Annotated in this window: 21 protein-coding genes and 1 pseudogene; 17 read left to right on the top strand and 5 right to left on the bottom strand. The window is 61.8% G+C overall.

Going from position 1 to position 15,656, the window contains the following annotated elements; translation table 11 throughout:
• Nucleotides 1-29: 29 nt before the first annotated feature.
• From B5Y19_RS20270 to B5Y19_RS20220, 11 genes are all read left to right on the top strand, one after another.
• The gene (locus tag B5Y19_RS20270) at nt 30-596 is read left to right on the top strand and encodes a hypothetical protein (protein ID WP_139384487.1); all 567 of its coding nucleotides are present in this window, start codon (nt 30-32) and stop codon (nt 594-596) included.
• On the top strand, nt 589-906 hold the full coding sequence (locus B5Y19_RS25855; protein WP_139384486.1) for a hypothetical protein: 318 nt from the start codon (nt 589-591) through the stop codon (nt 904-906). The genes B5Y19_RS20270 and B5Y19_RS25855 overlap by 8 nt, the downstream gene beginning before the upstream one ends.
• Nucleotides 899-2,014, top strand: coding sequence for a phage major capsid protein (locus tag B5Y19_RS20260; protein WP_244555659.1), 1,116 nt, complete (start codon nt 899-901; stop codon nt 2,012-2,014). Before B5Y19_RS25855 ends, B5Y19_RS20260 begins: the two co-directional genes overlap by 8 nt.
• Before the next feature lie 139 nt (nt 2,015-2,153).
• Entirely contained in the window at nt 2,154-2,426 is a 273-nt protein-coding gene (locus B5Y19_RS20255; protein WP_139384484.1) for a cold-shock protein, read from the top strand.
• Nucleotides 2,423-2,710 (top strand): HNH endonuclease, encoded by a 288-nt coding sequence (locus B5Y19_RS20250; protein WP_079592007.1) that lies wholly within the window; start codon nt 2,423-2,425, stop codon nt 2,708-2,710. Before B5Y19_RS20255 ends, B5Y19_RS20250 begins: the two co-directional genes overlap by 4 nt.
• A 432-nt stretch (nt 2,711-3,142) precedes the next feature.
• Nucleotides 3,143-5,515 carry a tape measure protein gene (locus B5Y19_RS20245; protein ID WP_079592006.1) on the top strand — a complete coding sequence of 791 codons (2,373 nt, stop codon included), beginning with the start codon at nt 3,143-3,145 and terminating at the stop codon, nt 5,513-5,515.
• Nucleotides 5,512-6,135 (top strand): hypothetical protein, encoded by a 624-nt coding sequence (locus B5Y19_RS20240; RefSeq protein ID WP_079592005.1) that lies wholly within the window; start codon nt 5,512-5,514, stop codon nt 6,133-6,135. The genes B5Y19_RS20245 and B5Y19_RS20240 overlap by 4 nt, the downstream gene beginning before the upstream one ends.
• A 145-nt stretch (nt 6,136-6,280) precedes the next feature.
• On the top strand, nt 6,281-7,471 hold the full coding sequence (locus tag B5Y19_RS26635; RefSeq protein WP_079592004.1) for a collagen-like protein: 1,191 nt from the start codon (nt 6,281-6,283) through the stop codon (nt 7,469-7,471).
• Nucleotides 7,471-7,890 carry a hypothetical protein gene (locus B5Y19_RS20230; protein WP_079592003.1) on the top strand — a complete coding sequence of 140 codons (420 nt, stop codon included), beginning with the start codon at nt 7,471-7,473 and terminating at the stop codon, nt 7,888-7,890. The genes B5Y19_RS26635 and B5Y19_RS20230 overlap by 1 nt, the downstream gene beginning before the upstream one ends.
• A 157-nt stretch (nt 7,891-8,047) precedes the next feature.
• The gene (locus B5Y19_RS26190; protein WP_176168670.1) at nt 8,048-8,209 is read left to right on the top strand and encodes a hypothetical protein; all 162 of its coding nucleotides are present in this window, start codon (nt 8,048-8,050) and stop codon (nt 8,207-8,209) included.
• A 488-nt stretch (nt 8,210-8,697) separates the two neighbouring features.
• Nucleotides 8,698-8,889 (top strand): hypothetical protein, encoded by a 192-nt coding sequence (locus B5Y19_RS20220; protein ID WP_139384483.1) that lies wholly within the window; start codon nt 8,698-8,700, stop codon nt 8,887-8,889.
• A gap of 6 nt (nt 8,890-8,895) precedes the next feature.
• On the opposite strand, the gene B5Y19_RS20215 is transcribed toward B5Y19_RS20220, so the two are convergent.
• The 5 genes from B5Y19_RS20215 to B5Y19_RS26630 form a co-directional block, all read right to left on the bottom strand.
• Nucleotides 8,896-9,537, bottom strand: coding sequence for a type VI secretion system-associated protein TagO (locus B5Y19_RS20215; RefSeq protein ID WP_079592000.1), 642 nt, complete (start codon nt 9,535-9,537; stop codon nt 8,896-8,898).
• Nucleotides 9,538-9,590: 53 nt separating this feature from the next.
• Nucleotides 9,591-9,971, bottom strand: a complete 381-nt coding sequence (locus B5Y19_RS20210; protein ID WP_139384482.1) for a hypothetical protein — start codon at nt 9,969-9,971, stop codon at nt 9,591-9,593.
• The gene (locus B5Y19_RS20205) at nt 9,958-10,272 is read right to left on the bottom strand and encodes a helix-turn-helix domain-containing protein (protein WP_079591998.1); all 315 of its coding nucleotides are present in this window, start codon (nt 10,270-10,272) and stop codon (nt 9,958-9,960) included. Before B5Y19_RS20205 ends, B5Y19_RS20210 begins: the two co-directional genes overlap by 14 nt.
• Entirely contained in the window at nt 10,269-10,535 is a 267-nt protein-coding gene (locus B5Y19_RS25850; RefSeq protein ID WP_139384481.1) for a hypothetical protein, read from the bottom strand. The genes B5Y19_RS20205 and B5Y19_RS25850 overlap by 4 nt, the downstream gene beginning before the upstream one ends.
• Before the next feature lie 158 nt (nt 10,536-10,693).
• A complete protein-coding gene (locus B5Y19_RS26630) occupies nt 10,694-10,900 on the bottom strand; it encodes a helix-turn-helix domain-containing protein (RefSeq protein ID WP_210190122.1) in 207 nt (68 codons plus the stop codon).
• 109 nt (nt 10,901-11,009) lie between these two features.
• Between B5Y19_RS26630 and B5Y19_RS25845 the strand changes: the two genes are divergently transcribed.
• From B5Y19_RS25845 to B5Y19_RS20175, 6 genes and pseudogenes are all read left to right on the top strand, one after another.
• Nucleotides 11,010-11,318, top strand: coding sequence for a hypothetical protein (locus tag B5Y19_RS25845; RefSeq protein WP_139384480.1), 309 nt, complete (start codon nt 11,010-11,012; stop codon nt 11,316-11,318).
• 361 nt (nt 11,319-11,679) lie between these two features.
• Nucleotides 11,680-11,931, top strand: coding sequence for a hypothetical protein (locus B5Y19_RS20195; RefSeq protein WP_079591996.1), 252 nt, complete (start codon nt 11,680-11,682; stop codon nt 11,929-11,931).
• Entirely contained in the window at nt 11,922-13,127 is a 1,206-nt protein-coding gene (locus B5Y19_RS20190; protein ID WP_139384479.1) for a site-specific integrase, read from the top strand. Before B5Y19_RS20195 ends, B5Y19_RS20190 begins: the two co-directional genes overlap by 10 nt.
• 50 nt (nt 13,128-13,177) lie before the next feature.
• Nucleotides 13,178-13,507 (top strand): annotated as a pseudogene (locus tag B5Y19_RS20185) (JAB domain-containing protein); the annotation flags it as partial.
• Nucleotides 13,508-13,536: 29 nt separating this feature from the next.
• Nucleotides 13,537-13,902, top strand: a complete 366-nt coding sequence (locus B5Y19_RS20180; RefSeq protein ID WP_055727923.1) for a DUF488 domain-containing protein — start codon at nt 13,537-13,539, stop codon at nt 13,900-13,902.
• Between the two features lie 323 nt (nt 13,903-14,225).
• The gene (locus B5Y19_RS20175) at nt 14,226-15,641 is read left to right on the top strand and encodes a circularly permuted type 2 ATP-grasp protein (RefSeq protein WP_055727924.1); all 1,416 of its coding nucleotides are present in this window, start codon (nt 14,226-14,228) and stop codon (nt 15,639-15,641) included.
• Nucleotides 15,642-15,656 lie beyond the last annotated feature (15 nt).

The following is a 15,656-nucleotide window of genomic DNA, read 5'->3' as shown; positions in this document are numbered from 1 at the left end:
TACCAATCCCCAAACAATAGGAGGCGACGGTGCGGAAAGCGCAGGCCGCCGAAATCATCGAGCGCCGCCTTGGAATTGGAGCGCGGCGCACCATCAATCTATGCGATCGGCTCGCCGATCGGGGCATGTTTCCTCGGGCTGACGGGTCACGTCGTTATCCGCCCGAATTAAATGCTCCGCACCTAGCACGAATGTTGGTCGTAGCCTTGGCGGACCAGGGCCTCGGCAAAGCTCCAGGCGTCGTTGCGACGGTCGAAAACCTGCGCGACGACAACGGCAATCGCCTGGTCGACGTCCTCACCGGCATCATCGAGGGCGGGGCCGCGATTGGCGCAGTCGCTCGTGGGCATCTCGTCATCAGGACAGAGCCCGCCGGCGCGAGCGTCATTCTCGACGGCGTGCACGTCACCTTCGGCGCGCCGCCACCCGAAACCACTGCCGCCCGTGCTGTGGGCGTCCCGGGCGCGACCCTTGCTGCCATCGCGCTCGAGTTCGGCGGGCATAGCCCCGCCGATGCTGACGCAATCGTGGCGCTGGCGCGCATCACGCCGCTTTCGTCTGCGGCTTTTCAAACCAAGGAAATTCTATGTGACTGATTTCAAATCGCTAATTGACGATATCTCCCGGCTTGCCGCCGACCGCGAGCCAGACGGCGAAGACGACGTTGTCGCGCTCGTTATGAAGTACGGCAGGGATGCCCGGCATCATGCTTGGGAATACCATTTCGCCAACAACGACGGCCGGCGTCGCCTTGAAGAAGACCTTCGTGAAAGCTCGCCTGAATTCCAGAAGGCCGTAGCGATCGTCGAAAACTCGATGGCTGAAGAACTGGAAAACGACCGCGGCCGCCTCCGGCGCATTCGCGCTGAAAACCCTGAATACTACAAGGACCATCCTATTGTCTGATATTGTTATCGAAAAGATTGCGGCCCTCGGCAAAGCGTTTGAAACGCAGGCCGGCGCGCTGAACACCCGCCTCGGCGAGCTTGAAAAGAAGTACGCTCGCGAAGAAGGCCACGAAGGCGGCGAGCCGATCGGCAACGCGCTCGAGAATGCCATCTCGACTAGCGACGCTATCCGCGACCTTTCCTCCAGTTTCCGCGGCAAAGCCGTAGTCAAGCTCACCGGCGAGCGCGCCGACATCACGTCTGGCAACACGACTGCCGGCGCGGGCCGTTCCGCCGGTACATCGCTTGTCCCGGGCCATCGCGTTGCCGGCATCATTGAGCCCTACCAGCGCGTACTGCGCGTCCGCGACGTCATCGGCACGGCCCGCACCACGTCTAGCTCCGTCGAGTACGTGAAGGAAACAAGCTTCACGAACAACGCGGCTCCGGTTGCTGAAACCACGCTGAAGCCCAAGTCCGATCTCACGTTTGATATGTACAATTCTCCTGTTCGGACGATTGCGCACATCTTCAAAATCAGCCGCCAGATGCTCGACGACGGCCCGGCCCTGGCTTCTTACATCGCCCGTCGCGGTACCTACGGCCTTAAGCGTGTCGAGGAGGCCCAGCTCCTAAATGGTGACGGGACGGGCCAGAATCTACACGGCATTATCCCGCAGGCGACGGCTTTCGCCCCCGGCTGGACGGCGACCGCCGAGACTCCGATTGACCGTATCCTCCAGGCCATTAGCCAGGCGGAGGACTCAGAATTCGACGTCAATGCGGTCATTCTCAACAAGCGCGATTGGCGCAAGATGACGGGCCAGAAGGATGCCGGCGGAAATTACCTAAGCGACGCCTCCCCGTTCGGCGCGACGGATCCGCGACTCTGGAACATGCCCGTCGTCGCTACGAATGCCATGCCGGCGGGTGAATTCCTCACGGGCGCGTTCGGCGAAGCCGCGACCATCTTCGATCGGCTCGATGTCGAGGTGCTTATCTCGACTGAGAACAACGACGATTTTGAGAAGAACATGGCCACCATCCGCATCGAGGAGCGGTTGGCCCTGGCGGTGTTCCGGCCCGACGCGTTCATCTATGGCGATCTGGTCGCCACCGGCCCTTGATATAGCGGGCGGGCTTCTGCCCGCCCCTTCAGGTTTGGGGGCGTGAGAGACCGGCTAGCTCAGTCGGATTAGAGCGCGCGGGTGCCCCCGGCTCCTAATAGGCCTGCGCGTTCACGGAGCCCGCCGCCGCCAAGACCCCTTGCGAAAGCATGTGGCGGCGGCGGTTATTCATCAAAGGAATCATATGTTTGGAACTATTTGCCGCTGGGGCACCCGCGGCTTCGGCTTCCTCCGTCCCGATGATGGCGGCGAGGATCTTTTTATCCACGGCGCGGCCTTTAAAGGTATCGAGCCATACGTCGGGCAGCGAGTTGAATACAGCGAGTTTCGCGGTCGCGACGGACGAGTGATAGCGGCCAACGCAAAGCTCTTGAGCGAGGAGCAGGCAGAAGCCCTGCGGGTGCTCGGTTGAGAGAGAAGCGCCCGTGGCTTCGCCTCTATGGCCTGGCCAGGTGGAAGCGATTGCGAGAGGCGCAGCTGACGGCTCAGCCCCTTTGTGAGTATTGCCTGGCTTGCGACGAGGTGACCGAGGCCACCGTTGCGGATCACGTCAAACCGCATCGCGGCGATGAGGCGCTGTTTTGGGATCCTGACAACCTGCAGTCGCTATGTGGCTCATGTCATTCCAGACACAAGCAGGCCGAAGAACATGGCCGCACCATCGTCAGGTTCGGCGCGGACGGTTGGCCCGAATAGGGGGAGCCTCCGAAGTGTAGGAGGCGCCGCACATCGCAACGGCCGCTCACTGAAACACGTTACGCCGCAAGTTTTCACCTTGTGATCCACAGTCGGATCGCCTCCGAAAAATAATCTCAAAACCTGCGGCGTCGCGTGTTTCCCTTCGGCTCCGTTGCGGGCCGATGGTGCAGCCGGACTTTCGGGATACCCCGCCCCGGGGGCATCGACGAAGTCGCCAGCCCCTATCGATAGAGCAACGGTAGGCGCCCAACGCACGCATTTCCCCAATTCAAATGTTGAGGGTAGCCGGCCGCGCTGTCGATGTTGCGGCAACGGAGACGCGGCCGGCGCTTCACTCGTCCCGAATAAGGCCGTGTGTAGCCACGATAACTTAGCGTTACCCTCAATTACTAGCAATCAACAGCTCGCACCGTCGGGTAGTGGGACTATATGACAACAGAAACCGAGCGCCTACAGCTATTGCTGGATGTTAACGCAACTCGCTTTGAGAATGCGCTCAAGAAACAGAACGCCCAGGCGAATCGCATCTTCAAGCAACTGGAAGACCGGGCCAGCGCGATGGAATCCGGCGTGTCAGCTTCGTTCGATCGGCTCGCCAAAGTCATCGGCGGCGGCGCCGTTCTGAACGAAATGAAGAAGCTGTCCGACACTTGGCTTGAAGCAACAAACAAGATCAAGGCTGCAGGCGTCGGCGAAGCCGTTTCGGGCGCCGTTACCAACGAGATCGCTGATATCGCGACTAGAGCGCGCTCTGGGTTTGCCGAGGTCGCCGATCTCTACGCCCGTCTCACGCGTTCATCGAAGGACTTCGGCGCAACTCAGGAAGAGGTCGCCGTTGCGACGGAGACGGTCGCGAAAGCTCTCAAGGTGTCCGGCGCCGGCGCGTCCGAAGTCCAATCGACATTGACCCAGCTCGGCCAGGCGCTTGGGTCGGGGCGGCTTCAAGGCGATGAGCTGCGGTCGCTCAGCGAAAACGCGCCGGTGGTGATGGCGGCGATTGCCAAGGAGTTCGGGGTCGCGCAGAGCGCGCTCAAGGACTTGGGCGCTGAAGGCAAGCTCGTTAGCGACCGTGTGTTCCGCGCGATCGTCAATGCGGCACCGGAAGTCGGGCAGGCCTTCGCGAAGACGCAGGTTTCCATTTCGGACAGCTTCACGCTGCTGGAAAACGCCGCCCTAAAGTTCGTTGGCAACAGCAAGCAGATGGGCGTCGCGTCGAAGGCCGCTGCCAGTTCGATCAAGTTCCTCGCCGAAAACATGGACGGTGTGGCGACGGCCGCTGCGGCTGTAGGCACGGTGATCGCCAGTCGTATGGTTGCAGCTGGTCTTGCGCCCTTGGTCGCCCAGATGGGCGCGGCGGTATCGGCGGCTACAGCCACCACGGCGGGCATCGCGGCGATTGGTGTTCGGGCACAGCTAGCGGCCACGGCCGTCGCCGGGCTCCGTGGCGCTCTGGCACTCGTAGGCGGTCCCATGGGCGCTGCCATCATCGGCGCGGCGGCCGCGGTGGCATATCTGGCCAGCGAGGCGGGCAAGGGCAAGGAGACGACCGACCGGTATGCCGAGGCTCTGAAACAGCTCCGTCCGGCTGCCGACGCCGCCAAGGAAAGCGTCAAAAGCGTTGGCGAGGAAGTCGCCGAGACGTCGCGTCGAATGCGCGAAGCGACGGCCGACGGCTTTCGCGATAAGCTGAAGCAGGACGCGACGGAAGCCGGCAACCTCGAAACCACAATCCGCGGCGCAGCGCAGGGGCTGGAGCAGTTCGGTTCGATCGGCCTCAAGGCGGATGACAAGAAGCGGGGCCTTGAGCTTGTCCAGAAGGCGCTGGAAGGCAATGCTGAACAAGCGATTGCAGCGTCTGATGAGTTGAAGCGGCTGGGCGAGGTAAACCCATCCTTCGCGAATGCGTTCTCCTCCATCGGCTCGCTGATCGAGCGACTGGGGGCAGCGAGGCAGTCGGCACTCAATCTCAACGCGGCCCTATCTGGCGCGCTCGCTGGCAATGCTGCCCGGGACGATCAGAACGCGCTGGAGCGGTCTGGCTTTCGGCCTGACACGGTCGTCCCCGACGCTGCTTCCGCCGTGAACAAGGACCCTGTCGTTGCGCAGATGAAGCTGCAGGCAAAGGTCAGGGAAGCGCAGCTCGACAAGGATAAGAAGGCCCTTCAGGATAAGACGAAGGAGCTTTACGACGCCGCCATGGAAGGCGGCAGCCCCGTTTCGCGCAGCGCCGCCGAAGCGGCGGCCAAGCAGATCCTGGCTGCGGAAGCTGCTCAGAAAGGCGGGTCAGGTGGTGGCGGTAAGTCCGAGTCCGAAACTGCCGAAGATCGCCTCAACCGCTATACCGACAGCCTGGCCCGCCAAAACCTCGTCCTGCAGGCCGAGATAGACAACTTCGGCAAGTCAAATGCGGAGAAGCGGGCGGCTATTGAGCTTGCCCGCGCCGGTGTTGACCTCAATCGCCTGGACTCTGACACTCGCGAAGAGATCCTTGGCAAACTCAACAAGGAAATTGCTCTTAGCGAGCAGCTGCGGACCAAAAAGAAGCAGCTCGAGGACGCCCAGAAGGCCGTCAATGACGCCGGAAAATTCTTCGGCGACGCGATCACAGACAGCCTGGAAGACCTGATCCTGAATGGGGAGAAGGCGGATCAGGTTATGAAAAACCTGGTCAAATCCTTAGCTAAGGCCGCGCTTCAGGCCGCGCTGATGGGATCCGGCCCGTTGGCCGGCATCTTCGGGACGAGCAGTGGCACGTCCTCGCCTGGAGGTATTTTCGGAACATTGAAGGGAGGGCGCGCGTGAGCGCTGTTGCAATCTATCTGACACCTGCTGCCGCCTGGATGGCAACCGACGGAGCGCTGTATGAGTACGGGCGGGGCGAGGTTATCGGCTTTCAACAGAAAGCACATATTCTGACGCATCTGCAGGCCGTCATCTCCGCCCGCGGCCCGCAGGCTTTTGCCCACGCTCTCCTGCCGGTCCTAAGTGCTCAGTTCTCGACGTTCGAGGGCTTGGTCGCCGGCATGGGAACAGCGGCGTGGGTGGTCCACGAGTCGATGCGCGACGAGTTGGCCGAACGCTATGGGAATGCCGACGTCGAAATCTATGCGGCGGGTGTCGGCACCAATGGGCCGGAAGCGTATGCCCTCGCCAGTCATTCCGGCTGGGGCGAGCCATGGAGGCGCCTTGAGCTAGGTGAGTTCGCCTGCGCGCCGGCGGTTGACCCGTCAGCCGACACGGACATCCCGGCCGCAATGCTGGACGTCATGCAGCGCCAGCGGCTCGAGCGCGATGAATACGGTCATTGCGGCGTTGGTGGACACGTTCAGCTTGTGCAGGTCACAGCGGAGGCAGTGCACTCCGCGATCATCCACCGCTGGCCCGACCAGATCGGCGATCCGCTGGGTGAGGCTACTGCCTAACCTCTTCCCGCCGTCCTAGTTCATCGGGCGCGTTTTCGTCCGCACAGCGGCGATCGACGGTCGGCAAATGCAGGGAGTAATCGCCGCACTAGCCGGCCCGGATCACAGATGGTCCGGGCCGTTACAATTTCAATCATGGATTTTTATGTTCAAAGATATTGCATTCTTTCAGTTTTCGACTGAAGAAGATATTAGTTACGTCCTTGAGTTCAGCGGCCTTGTTCTGGCGGGCCGGAGCTTTGAAGTCAAAATCAAGGACCGCGCCTCCAATACGACTCGGGCTACGCTAACAAACGGATCCGGTCTAACGATTACCGGGGCCCACGTTCTGGAAGTCGCATATGGTCTAGCCGGCATGGCTAGTTGGCCGCGGGGGGAGTATTCGGCTGACGTGGTCGACGTCACCGGCGGCACGCATGCCCGCATTATGGCCGTGCGGTTTGTTCTGGACCTGCCCGGTCGCCTTGTTCAGGGCGTTCAGAACCGCAAGGCCTTTGTGCAGTGGAGCCCGAACCAGGCGGTTGTGACGGCCACCGGAGCCATTGGTCCGATGGGTCCGCCTGGCCCGCAGGGTGAGATAGGAGAGCAGGGCGAGCAAGGTATTCAAGGCAACCCCGGCCCGAAAGGCGACACAGGAGACGTCGGCCCGCAGGGCGAGCAAGGTATTCAGGGTGAGCAGGGTCCGAAGGGCGACAAGGGCGATCCCGGAACCGCAACGATCGTCGACGGCAACAAGGGCGACATTACCACCGCCGATAGCGGCGACACGTGGACGATCAATGCCGACGCCGTCAGCACGGCCAAAGTTGCTAACGATGCTATTACGCCTGCAAAGATCGGCGACGCGGAGCTCAAGGCCCTCGCCGGGCTGATCAGTGCCGCTGATCGTCTGCCGTATTTCACCGGGAGCGGGACGGCAGCTCTCGCAGTTCTGACGGCTTTCGCGCGTTCTTTGCTCGACGACACGGACGCTGCTGCGGCGCGCGGAACCCTCGGGGCGAATTCCGATGGCTCCGATATTTTCACCGGGGCGACCAGTATTGGCAAAGCCCTAGGGACTGCTGCGAGCACGGCCGCGGGGCGAACTGCGATCAACGCGCCAGCACAGCCACAAGGAACGAGTGGTGTTGGTGAGTACACGAGCATTGCGGCTTCCGCCGGGAGCAGCCTTGTTCTTCCCGCCGGCGGGACTTGGGCTTGGTGGCGCATCCCGCGCGACGTTGCGACGAATGGTTTTGCCGGCGGGATCACAGCCGGGGTGGCTGCGGGTGGTACGACAATTTCGACCGGTAGCGCGGGCGTCATCTTTTACGGTGCCTGCTGGAGGATCGCGTGATGGAATTGCAGTTCAGGCGCCCGGATGGCTCCTTCGTCGCGATCGTCAACGGCCTGCCGTACCACATCATCGAAGGCGACCCGCTTTATGCCGAGGCTGAGCAGGCTGGCCAGGACTTGCCTTTTGAGCCTGTCCCCGAACCTGTCCCGGTCACGCTCGACGACTTCCGCCGCGCAATCCAGGCTCATATCGACGCGACCGCGAGCCAGCGGAGCTATGACAGCGGCATCACATGTGCCTCGTATGTCGGCTCGACGAACCCGACCTGGGCCGCCGAGGCAGCAGCCTTCACGGCTTGGCGGGATACCGTCTGGACCTTCGCGCATGACGAGCTTGCGAAGGTGGAGGGCGGGCAGCGGCCTCAGCCGACTGTCGATGCCATCATCTTGGAACTGCCGGGGATGGCTTGGCCCGCCTGATCAGTCTGCCGTCCGCCGGCCGGGGGGTCTGTTGGCCGGCGGACGGCAGTAGCCCCGATCGTTGCGTTTCTTGTTATGGGGTAAGTTTACGTTACGTCAACCAATTGCACTTTGGCAACCCGCCAACCCGCCGCGCAGTCGGCGCAATGAGGAACACATGGAAAATCAAACACCCGTCACCGTCACCATCCGCGCGCCGAAGGCCGAGGGATTTAATCGGCTTACTATCATCCGCGACGAGGACGACGGTGTGCCCGAGCACAAGCGCATCGTTGCGGAGGACGAGGAAAGCGTGACGATCGAATTGTCCGTGCAGTAGCCACAAACAACCTGAACGCGACCGCGGATGAGCCGGCGCGTTCAGGTATCTGGCGGTAGGCAGCTCTACGACGTGTGGCAGGCGCGCGAACACCAGTAACAGCCGTTTGCCAGCCGATACATCGTCTTAGCCTTTGCGACCGCGGGGGCGCAGCTTGTGTACTCCCCTAGATAATCTCGATTGTGCGGCGCCGTCATCTTCGCGCAACTGTTGTCATGAACCTCATGATCGCCATTGGGTTGCGCAATTTTATTGACGTAATAGCTTGCCATTTTTCCCCATCCCCAAAATGCGACGCTTTTGACTATCTGTCGCTGCGTCATCGGATCGCCTTTTTTACCCCTCGTCGATTCGACTAAGGGATAAGATCGCATCGCCAATCTTGACTCTGCCGCTGCCCTTGTTCCTATTTTGTTCTCACCATAGGAATGGAGGCCGTAATGGCTCGTCGCTCAGTTCGGAGCTTGCATCCTGCCGAGGCGGCGGAGATGCGGGCCGAAACGTTAAAGTTCCAGCAGCGTGTCCGCACGTGGGCTGGCTCGATCCCAATCAACACGCCGTCGATGGTCGCGCTGGAAGCGCTGAACGACGTTGCTGAAATTACCGCACGCTGCCTTCAGGCAGTCGTGGACGGCCGGCGGCAGAGCACCGGGCGCATGGGGATCGATGATTTTGAGTGAGGGCTGCTACCAGCCGCAGTTCTCCCTGACCTCCTTGAGGGCAGCGTCTACTCCATCAAGCAAGAAATAGGCTTCACTAGACTGAAAAATACGCGTCTCACCGCGAAGGTAAAAATCTTTCTGGCCAATAAGAGATTTAGCCAATGGGATTGCGGCCTTTCCGCCAAACGGCCCATAAGCTCTACTATTTTCAGACGCGCCCCACTTCGTATTCTGAGGCTTTGCATCTCCAACTCGGTATTGAATTTCTACTACCTCGTTCGCGACAAGCTCGCTACCGAAACTGACGTAAACCGACGTTCGTCCCTCATCACACCGAACGACCAGGCCGGCGAGCACTCCGCTACCACGCTGTCCTGTTTTGGCTTCTTCGGAGACCAGAAAAGCAACCGTCGATTTTGATTTGTCTAGCCTGGACGAAGAAGAGCTAACTTTCCACCTACCGTATTCCCGCTCGGACGGTTCTTTGGTTGAAGACACTGCCTTTTGCTTTCGGCCGGAGATGAAATCGAAACACGCCAGCCTGTCCCCATCGCCATCGTATGAAGCGCATCGCTCCAGCTCGCTCTTGATATCTTTGGCTGGTTCTTGAGCGAATGCATGCGGTCCAGCCAACAGCAATGCGGCAAAAGCGATAGTTGTTTTCATTGACGCCCCTCTTCCTAGGGTCACGCACGCGCTGCGTGTGGTCAAGGGGTAGACTAGCCGCGGTTAGCCTTCCTACGCTTCGCTGCGACCTCCTGTATCGGCCGACCTTCTCGAGCCGCCTCCAGATAATCCGACACTGCCAAGGCATTCGTCGCAACTTGCGTGAACTGCGAGCACGCTTCCGCGGCTTTGACGATAAGCAGCCAGTAGATGCTTCGGGTCGCAGCCTCGGTGACAAAGTAGCGCCGCTGGACCGAGGCCGTCTCGTAGTCGTCAGTCGTGCGGATCAGAATGAACTGATCCCCGACATTCGGCAGAATGCCGCCGAAATGGTCCATGGTGTAGACATCGGAGCCGACGACCTCGCCGTCTGGCATCACCTTTCCGATGCGGATTTGCATCGGCGGAACTGCGATCGCTTCAACGTTTTTCATTACTCCCCCCTTTTTGCGTGGCTCGTTGACGCACGCGTTCTTCGCGCTGTGCCCGAGCCAATTTGCGCAGGCTCAGATAGCTCTCGGTCACGCGACCGACCGGCGGCACGGGCAACTCCCGTCCCCGGATCCGCAAAGCCTCGTAAACGGCTTTGACGTCGTCCTCTGTGAAGCGGATGTGCCTCCCGAATACCGCGCCGAGACCGTGCCGCCTGGCGGCTCTGGCAACGGCCTGCTTGCTGGCCTTTAGGTAGTCGGCAGCCTCCTGCAGGCTATAGATCGTTCCGAGCGGGCCGGTCATGGCTTCGGCCTCCGCCCACGGGGTGGCCGCACATAGGGGCCTTCTGGCATCACCCAGGCCGGCTTTTCCATTTCTGGGGGCGGTGCCAGTTTCTGTTCAACGCTGGGCCAGTGCCAGCGCATGATCTGGCCGCGGTTGATGTGCGCCCGCGGTACGAAGCCCTGTTGGAGCCACAGGTCAAACGTGTCTGTACTGATTTCCATCAGCTTGGCTGCCGTCTTCCGAGTCACGAAGACCGGACGAAGGGCTTCTTCTGATGCCATGCGCTCGCCTCAAGTGGAGGCAGAGTCGTGACTCGAATCTTACTGAGAGTCCATAGGGTGATTCAAAAAACTATTGGTTGACAACCATTGCAAACATTCGGTTGCCAACCAAGTGCGACCTAACAATCCTAATTAGATTTCGCTATACTTATTTGACGTCAGACATCAGAGCGCAGCTTCACCACGCCTTCGCCGCGGGCGTCGTCGATGAACTCGACGCCGGCAGCTCGGAAGACAAGCTTGAGCTTATCTACGCTGCTCATCCTGGCATCTTGGCCAGCTTCGAAACGGTTGACCGTGTTTATTCCAACCTCGGCGCGCTGGGCCAAGTCGGCAGTACTCCAGCCCAACGCGGCGCGGGCCATACGGCATTGAAATCCCTTCATATGGTGAAATTATCACCATATGTGGTTGACATCAAATTGGCGATGGGATTACCGTTAATGGTGAAATTATCACCACACGGAGCAAAGCATGCCGACTAATACCACGACGGCCAACCGTACCCTCGAAATCGTCGAGAGCACTTACGTGCCCACTCCCTGCGGCAAGGGCATGATCCTGCGCTGCCTAACGCAGGAGATCGGCGGCCCTGACGCCGGCCGGCTGGCCAAGCTCGACTTCACGCTCGAGCACGCGGATCAGCGGATTCAGGAGCGCGGCCAGCGCGCCTTTGCGGCGCTGCGTCGCGCCGTTGGCGTTCTGGATCCCGAAGACAGCGAGGAACTGCATTGGAAGGAGTTCCGATTCCCCTTCAGCATCGAACCTCGGGGGGCGGCCTAGACGCCGGGCGATCCGGGGCTTGGGGGGGCGTGTGCAGATCGCCCGGCGTCCGCCGCCGCATCTCTTGGCAGCAAGCCAGCGAGTCTTTCCGATTCGGGCTGAACAGAGGCGGGCTCTGGGACTGTTGGGAGTGAGTTGTTGAAAACTCGACCCCGGGGAGCAGCCGCTTATTTGCCTCGGCCGGCGGAGAAGCCGACCGCGCCGCTTGACTCTGCCATGTAACCACTCGGCTATTGAGTATCCCGAACGTAACACCGCCCCAACAAACCGAGCAGACAATGCTACGGCGTAGCGAATTGTCTTGACTTTTCAAATTAGGAATCCGGCAATTAGAGGGCATTCGCCCGCCACGGAGCCCTGAATGCAGCCAGCAAATGACAACTCGCCGCTGTATTTGCCTGAGCAGGCAATCGCGCAGCGCATCCTTGGTCCCAAGGCAAAGGTCCGGTGGGACTCCCTTGCGCTCGTTCTGGAGCGCGAAGGCTTGCCCCGTGTCGATCCTCTCACCGGATGCCGGTACTGGCCGGCGGTTCGGGAATTCCTCGACCGCCGCCACGGCATCCGGCAAAGTGCCCTGCCCTCTGCGGCTGATGGCGTCGAGGTTTGGCAGTGATCGAATTCCCCGGCCTAAAGCGGAAGCGAAACAAGGACGGCTCGGTTCGCGAGTATTGGGAAGCTCGCGGCGACCTAGCCAAGCGCGGATATCGCCCGTCGTCCGTCCGCCTACATTATCCGGAGACACCGGAAGGCCGCGCATCCCTCTCTTCACACTGCAATCGCCTGCAGGCCGAGATGCTTGCATGGGCGTCACTCGGCCGGCACGCAGCCCCCGGCTACGACGGCTCGATGCTGAGCCTGTCCCGGCTGTTTCAGACGAATGAGGACTCGCCGTTCCGCACGATGAAGTGGAATAGCCGAGCCAACGTGCTGAAGTCGCTCACCATCATCGAGAAGAGCGTTGGCGACAGGCAGATAGCCAAACTGCTCGGGCCGGACTTCAAGCGCTGGCACACACGCTTCGGCGCGCCGAAGAAGCCGGAAGCTCCTGCCCGCCCTTGGCGCGCCAAGCACGCTATGGACGCAGTAAGGCAGCTGATCAGCTATGGCGTGACGCTGGGCTACGACGACTGCTTTCGCGCCGATACCATCCTCGGCAAGATCCGATTCCCGACGCCACCGGCACGAACAGCCGTGATGACGATCGACCACGTCAATGCGGTGCGCACGACCGCCCACGCCGAGGGCTGGCCATCGGTCGCCTTGGCTACCGCTCTACAGTTCGAACTCGCCATGCGCCAGAAGGACGTTATCGGCGAGTGGGAGCCCGCCGAAACGGAGGGCGGCATCTACTATCGCGGGCGTCGCTGGGTGAACGGCCTGCTATGGTCTGACATCGACGCCAACATGGTCTTGCGCAAGGTGCACACGAAAACGGGCTTTCCCGTCGAGCACGACTTAAAGCTTCACCCAGCGGTGCTGGAAGAGATCGCTCGCGTGCCGATGGGGAAGCGCATTGGCCCGATGATTATCGCCGAGACGACCGGCGAGCCGTATAAGCATCGGAACTTCACCGACCGTTGGCGCGCCATTGCTAACAAGGCGGAAGTCCCGAAGACTGTCTGGAACATGGACGCTCGAGCCGGCGCTATCACAGAGGCCTATGATCTTGGGGCAGCCGAGACAGACGTCATGAAATCCGCCGGTCACAAGAACCGCCAGACCAGCGCTCGCTACAACCGCGGCACGATCGAGCAGACCAGCCGCGTCGCCCTGCTTCGGCTCGCAAAACGGAGCGAGAACAAGCCATGAGGGACGCGGCAGGGACGTTTGGGGGACGCGGACTACAAGCGTTTGAATTCATGTCGAAATCCGGAAGGGAGGAACACATCCGCATCCTCTTCCTCGACAAGAAGAACGCCCTGATCGCCGACGAGGTGCAGCAGACCGGCACGGTCGACCACACGCCGGTCTATCCGCGCGAGGTCGTGCGCCGGGCGCTCGAGCTCTCGGCTTCGGCCGTCATCCTCGTCCACAACCATCCCTCGGGCGACCCGACGCCGTCCGGTGCCGACATGCGGATGACGCGCGAGCTCGTCGACATCGCCAAGCCGCTCGGCATCGCCATCCACGACCACATCGTCGTCGGCCGCGACGGCCATGCGAGTTTCCGCAGCCTCGGGCTGATCTGACCGGCGGCTGCCCACCGGGAGACAGGGACATGACAAGACTGGCCGTCAAGCGCGTCTACGACCCGGCTGCCCCCACGGACGGCACCCGCATCCTCGTCGACCGGCTCTGGCCGCGCGGCATCGCGCGGGAGAAGATCGGGCTCTGGCTCAAGGACATCGCCCCGAGCGATACGCTCCGCCACGAATTCCACGGCCATCCCGATCGCTGGGCGGAATTTCGCGCCGCCTATGCCGCGGAACTCGGCAGCCCACCGGCCCAGGCCGCCCTGGCCACCCTGGAAGAGAAGCTCAAGGAAGGTCCGGTGACGCTGCTCTACGCCGCCAGGGACGAGGACCACAACAACGCCGAGGCCCTTTTGCTCTGGCTGAACGAGCGCGGCCTGCCGAAGCGTTGAACGCGATGATGCCCCCCGGGGGAGACCCGGGCACGTCCCTCGAAATGCCGAAAGCCCTCGTCCTGGGGAGCCATTCCCATGGGGATGACGTCTCGAAGGGGGCGGGAGGAGGCTCGAAAGCGATCCGAGGCATCCTTCGAGACGCCGCTTTCTCGCTTTCTCAGGATGAAGGCTGCGGACGAGCACCTCCTTGGACCACACGCCTATGCCGAATTCGGCGCTGCCCAAGCGGTGGGCGACACTGCCTCTTCGGTCGGCACCCCTCCCCCTTCCCGAACGCCAGCGAATGCGCATAGGCTGGCCGCAAGAGGGAAGAGGGCTGCATGGTCGCATTCGATGAAATGACCGGCTCTGGCGCCGAGCTGAGATCGGCCTACAGCGCTCTCGACCGCTGGCTCAAGGACACGCCGGCGGAGACCCTGGCGCTGCGGCGCAGCCAGGCGGAGCTGTTCTTCCGCCGCATCGGCATCACCTTCGCCGTCTATGGCGACGCCGAATCCACCGAGCGGCTGATCCCCTTCGACATCATCCCGCGCGTCCTGACCAAGCCGGAATGGATCAAGCTCGAGGCGGGGCTGCGCCAGCGCGTCACCGCGCTCAACATGTTCCTGGCCGATGTCTACGGGCCGAAGGAATGCCTCAAGGCCGGCATCATCCCGCCCGATCTGGTCTATCGCAACGCCTGCTACCAGCTCGAAATGGTCGACTTCAAGGTGCCGCACGGCATCTACTGCCACATCGCCGGCATCGACGTGGTGCGAGTCGACGCCGACACTTTCTACGTGTTGGAAGACAATGCGCGCACGCCGTCCGGCGTCTCCTACATGATGGAAAACCGGGAGGTGATGCTCAGGCTCTTCCCCGAGCTCTTCGCCACACACCGGATCGCGCCTGTCGACAACTACCCGGACCAGTTGCTGGCGACGCTGCGTTCGGTGGCGCCGCGCAGCGCTCCCTCGGACCCGACGATCTGCCTGTTGACGCCGGGCCAGTACAATTCCGCCTTCTACGAGCACTCCTTCCTCGCCGACAAGCTCGGCGTCGAGCTGGTCGAGGGCTCGGACCTGCTGGTCAAGGATGACGTCGTCTACATGCGGACGACCCAGGGGCCGAAGCGCGTCGACGTGATCTACCGGCGCATCGACGACGACTTCCTCGACCCGCTCGTCTTCCGCGGCGATTCCGTGCTCGGCGTGCCGGGCATTGTCGGCGCCTACAAGGCCGGCAATGTCACGCTGGCCAATGCCATCGGCACCGGCGTCTCCGACGACAAGGCGGTCTACAGCTACATGCCGGAGATCGTGAAGTTCTTCACCGGCGAGGAGCCGATCCTGAAGAACGTGCCGACCTGGCGCTGCCGCGAGCCCGAGGCCAACGCCTATGTCCTCGACAATCTCGAGAACCTCGTCGTCAAGGAGGTGAACGGCTCGGGCGGCTACGGTATGCTCGTCGGCCCGCACGCCAACAAGGCGCAGATCGAAAGCTTCCGCCACAAGCTCAAGGCCCAGCCGGACGGCTTCATCGCCCAGCCGACACTGGCGCTCTCGACCTGTCCGACCTTCGTCGCCTCGGGCGTGGCGCCGCGCCATGTCGACCTGAGGCCCTATGTGCTCTCCGGCGCCAACGGCATCTCCTGCGTGCCGGGCGGGCTGACGCGCGTCGCGCTCAAGGAAGGCTCGCTCGTGGTCAATTCCAGCCAGGGCGGCGGCACCAAGGACACCTGGGTGCTCGACGCATGACGGAACCGGTTCCCC

The sequence above is a fragment of the Allobosea thiooxidans genome, assembly GCF_900168195.1.
Lineage (GTDB): Bacteria > Pseudomonadota > Alphaproteobacteria > Rhizobiales > Beijerinckiaceae > Allobosea > Allobosea thiooxidans.
Note: the sequence above shows the minus strand (reverse complement) of the source record. Positions and strands in the feature narration are given on the sequence as shown.